Here is a 7,000-nt window from a genome sequence, read left to right on the forward strand (position 1 = left end):
AGGAAGACGGCTAGTGAGGGAGGCGTTTTTGCCCAGCAACAGGCAGGCCGGTTTGGCGCGCCTCTATGCGGCGACCGCCTTGGCGTGCGTGCTTGCCTACGCCGTTCCGGCACCGGCGCTTGCGCAGGACGTCGGCGACATGGCGACATCGGTTCCGGCCGGCTCGCAAATGCTGCTGGCGGCCGATACGCTGGTCTACAACAACGACAACCAGACCGTGACCGCCGTCGGCGGTGTGCAGATCGACTATGGTGGCAATCGCCTTGTCGCCCAGCGCGTCGAATACAACCGCAACACCAAGCGGATGGTCGCGAGCGGCAACGTCGAAGTTATCAACAGCGACGGCACCAAGATCAATTCGCAACATATCGACATCACCGATGACTTCGCCGACGGCTTCGTCAATGCGTTGCGGGTCGAAACCATCGACAAGGCCTATTTCGCCGCCGAAAGCGCAGAACGCATGGGCGGCGTGCTGACCACCTTCCACAATGGCGTCTACACCGCCTGCGAGCCGTGCGAGGATAAGCCGGACAAAGCGCCGACCTGGCGCGTCAAGGCCAAGAAGATCATCTGGAACGGCGAGAAGAAGACGGTTCGCTTCGAGAATGCGAATTTCGAGTTCTTCGGTTTTCCGCTTGCCTATCTGCCTGCATTCGAAATTGCCGACCCGACGGTGAAGCGCAAGAGCGGCTTCCTGATCCCGAGCATCATCTACAAGAGCGATCTCGGCGTCGGCGTGAAAGTCCCCTATTATCTCGCATTGGCGCCGACCTACGACCTGACCGTCACCGGCACCGGCTATACCAAGCAGGGCTTCCTCGGTGAGGCCGAGTGGCGTCAGCGCTTCGACAATGGCGAGTACAGCTTGAAGATCGCCGGGATACACCAGCAGAATCCCGACGCCTTCCTCGACACTACTGCCTTCCCATCCAGCTCTGGCCACAACGTCAATTCGGGCAGCGCCGGCGATCCCAACAAATTCCGCGGCATGATGGGTACCCAGGGGCAGTTCGCCATCAACTCACGCTGGAACTTCGGCTGGGACGTGCTGCTGCAGACCGACAAGAACTTCTCGAACACCTACGGCATCGACAAGTACAATAGCAGCGTCCACCAGTCGTCGGTCTACTTGACGGGTCTCAACGGCCGCAACTATTTCGACGTGCGCGCCATGCATTTCGATGTGCAGGAAGATACGCCTGACGACAATATCTCTGCGCGAAGCGGACAACAGCCCTGGGTGCTGCCGTCGCTCGATTACGCCTATATTCCTGATGCCTCGGTGGCCGGCGGCCAGCTGTCCCTCAATGTCAACGCGCGTGTCATCCGCCGCGACGATGTCGACGAGACCTTCGTCCAGCCCTACAATGCCCTCACTCCGACGCAGCGCGTCCGCGGCATCGAAGGCGAATCGGGCCGCCTCACCGCCGAGGCCGAGTGGAAGCGGAGTTTCGTCACAGATGGCGGACTGGTGCTAACGCCGTTGCTCGCGCTGCAGGGCGACGTGGACTACCTCAACGCATCGTCGGCTTCGCTAGACGCCATCGACCGAATGGCAACGCATTTGGGCGAGCAGGACGATATGCGCTCGTCATTTGCCCGTTACATGGCAACCGCGGGCCTCGAGATGCGTTGGCCGGTGCTGTTTTCCATGGCCAGCGGGTCCAGCCATGTCATCGAGCCAATGGCGCAGGTCTTCATGCGTCCGAACGAGCAATATGTCGGCGGCCTCTCAGTGCCCAACGAAGACGCCCAAAGCATGGTCTTCGACGCGACCACCTTGTTCGAGCGCGACAAGTTCTCCGGTTACGACCGCGTCGAAGGCGGTTCGCGCGCCAATGTCGGCCTCCGCTATTCCGGCTCGTACAACAATGGCTGGGGTACCAATGCCATTTTCGGCCAATCCTATCAGATCGGCGGCGAGAACTCCTTTGCCGCGCCGGATCTGGTCAATGTCGGCGCCAATTCCGGCCTCGACACGACCAAATCCGACTATGTCGGCCTGTTCGGCATCAACAGCCCCAACGGCTTCGCGGCCTCGGTCAGCGGCCGTTTCGACGAACAGAGTTTCGAGGTCCGCCGTGCCGAGGTGAAGGCCGCCTATTCCGGCCTGCCTGTGTCGCTGAGCGCCAAATACGCCTTCATCCAGGCCCAGCCGCTGTACGGTTTCACGGAAGACCGTCACGAAGTCACACTTGGTGCATCCACGCATCTGGCCGAAAACTGGCGCGTCTTCGGCACAGGAACCTACGACCTGCAGCAAAGCCTGCTGGTCAAGGACGGTGTCGGCTTCGCCTACAACGATTCCTGCTTCACTTATCTGATGACCTACTCGCAGTCGCGCGATCTGAACACCAGGGAGGTGTCGCAGACCATCGGCTTCAATCTGTCGTTCCGCACCCTCGGCGAATTCGGCTCGTCGACCAGTGCCATCGACACGATCCAGTAACAATCGGCGACATCGTTTCGCCGCATAGGGCTGGCACGGATTTCGCGCACCTGGAAAGATGAAATTGGGCGGGACCGGGATAGAATTGGGATACCAACGATGAGGAAATACCTCTTTTCAGCAGGTTTCGCGTTGCTCGTGGCGGCGACGTCCGTGTCGATCACTGCAATGACGCCGCCGGCTTTCGCCAGCGAGATCAAATACGTCGTCAACAACATTCCGGTCACCACCGGCGACATAGCCCATCGCGCCGCCTTCCTGAAGCTGCAGCGCAAGAAGGGCGATGCCGGCCAGGAAATGATCGACCAGACGCTGCGTATGGCCGAGGCCAAGCGGCTTGGCATCCGCATCAGCGACGCACAGGTCGAGGCGGCGTATCAGCGCTTTGCCTCGAGCAACAAGATGCAGCTCAGCCAGCTTGACGGCGTCATGGAGAAGTCAGGCGTCACCAAGAGCCACTTCAAGGAATTCATCCGCGCCCAGATGGCCTGGAACCAGGCTTTGAGCGCGCGCTACCGTTCCGGCGACGGCACCGGTGCCGTCAGCGAGCAGGATCTCGTGAGGAAGATGCTCGAAAAAGGCGGCGCCAAACCGAGCGCCACCGAATACATGCTGCAGCAGGTCATCTTCGTGGTTCCGGCGGCTGAACGCAGCGCGACGCTGGGCAAACGCAAGCGCGAGGCCGACGCCATGCGCACCCGCTTCAACGGCTGCAACACGACGCGCGAATTCGCCAAGGGCCTGATCGACGTCACCGTTCGGGATCTGGGCCGGGTGCTGGCGCCGCAGCTGCCGCCGGACTGGGCCGAGCAGATCAAGGCGACCAAAGTCGGCGGTGCCACTGCCACGCGCGAAACCGAACGCGGCGTCGAATTCATCGGCATCTGCTCGTCGCGCGAAGTGTCCGACGACAAGGTCGCCCAGATGGCGTTTCAGGCCGAAGGCTCCGGCGGCGACAAGGATGCCGACGCGCTCAGCAAGAAATATGTCGACGAGCTGAAGGCAAAAGCCCGCATCGTCAAGCGCTGACGTGAGCAACGCAGTGACTGCGCTCGCGTTGAGCGCCGGCGATCCGTCCGGCATTGGGCCGGAGATCGCCATCGCCGCCTTTATGGCGCGCGAAGCTGCCGCCCTGCCCCCCTTCTACCTGCTCGCCGATCCGGCGCTGATCGCCTCCCGGGCGCGCCTGCTCGGCATTTCGCTGCCGGTCGTCGAAACGACATCAGCGCAAGCGGCGCAGGTCTTTGCCCGCGCCTTGCCGATCGTTCCACTGACTGCCCGCTGCATCGACAGTCCCGGCCGGCCGGATCCGGCCAATGCGGCCGCCACCATCGAGGCCATCGACCGCGCCGTCGCCGATTGCCTTGCCGGCGAAGCCTCGGCCGTGGTCACCTGCCCCATCGCCAAGAAGCCGCTCTACGACGCCGGCTTTCGCTTCCCCGGCCACACCGAGTATCTGGCGCATCTGGCGGCCCGGCACAGCGGCGTCGAGGCGATGCCGGTGATGATGCTGGCAGGACCCGACCTGCGCACCGTTCCCGTCACCATCCACATCGCGCTGGCCGAGGTGCCGAAGGCACTGACCACCGAGCTGATCGTCGCCACCGCGCGCATCACCGCCGCCGACCTTACCGGCCGCTTCGGCATCGCCAAGCCACGGCTGGCGATTGCCGGGCTCAACCCGCATGCCGGCGAAGGCGGCGCCATGGGCCTCGAGGACGAGCGGATCGTGCGCCCGGCGGTCGACATCCTGCGTGCCGATGGCATCGACGCTTTCGGCCCTTTGCCGGCCGACACGTTGTTCCATGTCCGGGCGCGGGCGGGCTACGACGCGGCCCTTTGCATGTATCACGACCAGGCGCTGATCCCGGCCAAGGCGCTGGCTTTCGACGAGGCGGTCAATGTCACGCTCGGCCTGCCCTTCATCCGCACCTCGCCCGACCACGGCACGGCCTTCGACATCGCCGGCAAGGGTGTGGCGCGGCCCGACAGCCTGATAGCGGCGCTGAAGCTTGCCCGGCGGCTGGCCGACACGAACACGAAGGCGGTTGCGGTATGAGATCTCGGGCATGAGCATCGACGGGCTGCCGCCGCTGCGCGAGGTGATCGAGCGTCATGGGCTGCGGGCAAAGAAGGCGCTCGGCCAGAATTTCCTGCTCGACCTCAACCTCACCGGCAAGATCGCGCGCACCGCCGGCGACTTGTCCGATGCAACCGTGATCGAGGTCGGTCCCGGTCCCGGCGGGCTGACCCGCGCCCTGCTTTCCAACGGCGCGCGTCACGTCATCGCCATCGAGCGTGACGAACGCTGCCTAGCGGCCCTTGCCGAAGTGTCCGATCATTATCCCGGCCGGCTGGAGGTTGTTTCCGGCGATGCGCTGAAGACGGATTTCGCAGGCCTTGCCAGCCGAGCGACCGGCAATGGCGGTCCGGTCAAGATCGTGGCCAACCTGCCCTACAATATCGGCACGGAGCTGCTGGTGCGCTGGTTGACGGTCAGCGACTGGCCGCCTTTCTACACCTCGATGACTTTGATGTTCCAGCGCGAGGTGGCCGAGCGCATCGTCGCGCCTGCCGGCAGCGACAGCTATGGCCGGCTGGGGGTTCTTGCCGGCTGGCGGACGGAGGCGAGGATCGCCTTCGACGTACCGCCACAGGCATTCACGCCGCCGCCAAAGGTCACCTCCTCGGTGGTGCATCTGGTGCCGCGCCCGACGCCCCTGCCCGCCGAGGTGAAGAAACTCGGCCGCGTCACAGAAGCCGCTTTCGGCCAACGTCGCAAGATGCTGCGGCAGAGCGTGAAAAGCCTCGGCGGCGAGGCCCTGCTCGAACGCGCCGGCATCGATCCGACACGCCGCGCCGAGACGCTCAGCGTCGAGGAATTCGTGCGGCTGACCAATGCCGTGTAGCTCTCTTCTCCCCGTTTACGGGGAGAAGATGCCGGCAGGCAGATGAGGGGGCAGCACGAACCTTGAAATGCCAGCACCGCCCCTCATCCGGCCCTTCGGGCCACCTTCTCCCCGTGAACGGTGCGAAGGAAGAGGTCTCAGCCCGTCTTCTCGTCCAACAGTCCAGAGACGAAATCGAACAGGCCTGGCCGGCGGTCGCGTCTTAGCCGCTCGGCGACGACGATGCCGCGCACTTCGGCGAAGGCGCGGTCAAGGTCATCATTGACGATGACGAAATCATATTCCTTCCAGTGCTCGATCTCGTTGCGGGCGTTTTTCAGCCGCGTCTCGATCACCGCCTCCTGGTCTTCAGCGCGACGTTTCAGCCGCGCCTTCAACTCCTTCATCGATGGCGGCAGGATGAAGATCGAGACAATGTCGGCGCGCATCTTCTCCTTGAGCTGCTGGGCGCCTTGCCAGTCGATGTCGAACAGCATGTCGCGCCCCTCGGACAGCGCCAGTTCGGCCGGTTCGCGCGGCGTCGCATAGCAATTGCCATGCACCTCGGCCCACTCCAGCAGCGCGTCGGAATCACGAAGCCGCTCGAATTCGCGCATCGTCCGAAAATGATAGTGGACGCCTTCGATCTCGCTTCCACGGCGCGGCCTGGTGGTGACCGAGACCGACAGTTCGAGGCTGGAATCGCTTTCCAGAAGATTGCGCGCGATCGTCGACTTGCCGGCGCCGGACGGCGACGACAGGACGAGCATCAGGCCCCGGCGGCGTATGCGGGACCCCAAATCCTTGGCAACCATCGGCTACTCCAGATTCTGGATCTGTTCACGAAACTGGTCGACCACCGCCTTCAGGTCCAGGCCGATCGCGGTGATGGCTGCGGCATTCGATTTGGAACACAGCGTATTCGATTCGCGGTTAAATTCCTGTGCCAGAAAATCGAGCTTGCGACCGACCGCGCCGCCGCCCACCAGCAGTGCCCGGCCGGATGCGACATGCGTTTTCAGCCGGTCGATCTCTTCGCGAATATCGGCCTTGGTGGCCAGGAACGCCGCCTCCATATGCAGTCGGGTGGCATCCAGATTGGCGGAAGCGTCCATCAGCAGCCTGACCTGCTCGGCGATGCGTTCGCGGATCACCGCGGTCTCGCGGGATGGATCCACTTCTGCCCGCAGCGTCAGCGCCTCGATCGTGTCGATATGACCCGACAACAGCAAAGCCAGCGCGGCTCCTTCGCCCTGCCGTGCCTGTTCGAGCCCGTTCAAGGCCACTTCGAGCGCGGCCATGACCGCGGCATCGAGCGCGGCCCTCGCCTCCTCGGTTTCGACGGTTTCAGGAATGTCGAGCACGCCGCGCAGCGAAAGCAATCCATCCGACGTCGCCGCAGCAACGCCGAATTGCTCCTGCAGCCGTTTGGCGAGCCCAGCAAGGTCCTTCAGGAAGGCTTCGTTGACGACCGGCTGCGCCTGCGCGCCAACGGCACGGCCGATGGTCAGCGTCGCCTGGAAATTGCCGCGTGCAAAACGTTTCTGAAGTATTTGCCGGACAGCAGGTTCCAACCGCTCGAAGCCTTGCGGCAGCCGCAGCCGTACCTCGACGCTCTTGCCGTTGACGGACTTGACCTCCCAGGCGATCGAGGTGCCTT

At 63.5% G+C, this 7,000-nt stretch carries 6 protein-coding genes; 4 read left to right on the forward strand and 2 right to left on the reverse strand.

Annotation, left to right across the window (positions count from 1 at the left end; all coding sequences use genetic code 11):
- Positions 1 to 13 precede the first annotated feature (13 nt).
- The 4 genes from EN939_RS14830 to rsmA all read left to right on the forward strand — a co-directional run bounded on the left by EN939_RS14830 (position 14) and on the right by rsmA (position 5,361).
- Complete coding sequence (locus EN939_RS14830) at positions 14 to 2,452, forward strand: LPS-assembly protein LptD (RefSeq protein ID WP_164748861.1); 2,439 nt, start codon at positions 14 to 16, stop codon at positions 2,450 to 2,452.
- Positions 2,453 to 2,551: 99 nt separating this feature from the next.
- Positions 2,552 to 3,481: a peptidylprolyl isomerase gene (locus EN939_RS14835; RefSeq protein ID WP_127268604.1), complete on the forward strand. Its 930-nt coding sequence runs from the start codon at positions 2,552 to 2,554 to the stop codon at positions 3,479 to 3,481.
- Position 3,482: 1 nt separating this feature from the next.
- The gene (pdxA, locus tag EN939_RS14840) at positions 3,483 to 4,511 is read left to right on the forward strand and encodes a 4-hydroxythreonine-4-phosphate dehydrogenase PdxA (RefSeq protein WP_127268605.1); all 1,029 of its coding nucleotides are present in this window, start codon (positions 3,483 to 3,485) and stop codon (positions 4,509 to 4,511) included.
- Between the two features lie 10 nt (positions 4,512 to 4,521).
- Positions 4,522 to 5,361 carry a 16S rRNA (adenine(1518)-N(6)/adenine(1519)-N(6))-dimethyltransferase RsmA gene (gene rsmA, locus EN939_RS14845; protein ID WP_127268606.1) on the forward strand — a complete coding sequence of 280 codons (840 nt, stop codon included), beginning with the start codon at positions 4,522 to 4,524 and terminating at the stop codon, positions 5,359 to 5,361.
- A 137-nt stretch (positions 5,362 to 5,498) separates the two neighbouring features.
- Here the strand turns inward: rsmA and gmk are convergent, their stop codons facing one another.
- Positions 5,499 to 6,155: a guanylate kinase gene (gene gmk, locus EN939_RS14850; RefSeq protein ID WP_013532512.1), complete on the reverse strand. Its 657-nt coding sequence runs from the start codon at positions 6,153 to 6,155 to the stop codon at positions 5,499 to 5,501.
- A gap of 3 nt (positions 6,156 to 6,158) precedes the next feature.
- Positions 6,159 to 7,000, reverse strand: an 842-nt coding sequence (locus EN939_RS14855; protein WP_127268607.1) for a YicC/YloC family endoribonuclease, incomplete at its 5' end; no start/stop codon positions are given.

The organism is Mesorhizobium sp. M7A.F.Ca.CA.002.05.1.1, assembly GCF_003998335.1.
Lineage (GTDB): Bacteria > Pseudomonadota > Alphaproteobacteria > Rhizobiales > Rhizobiaceae > Mesorhizobium.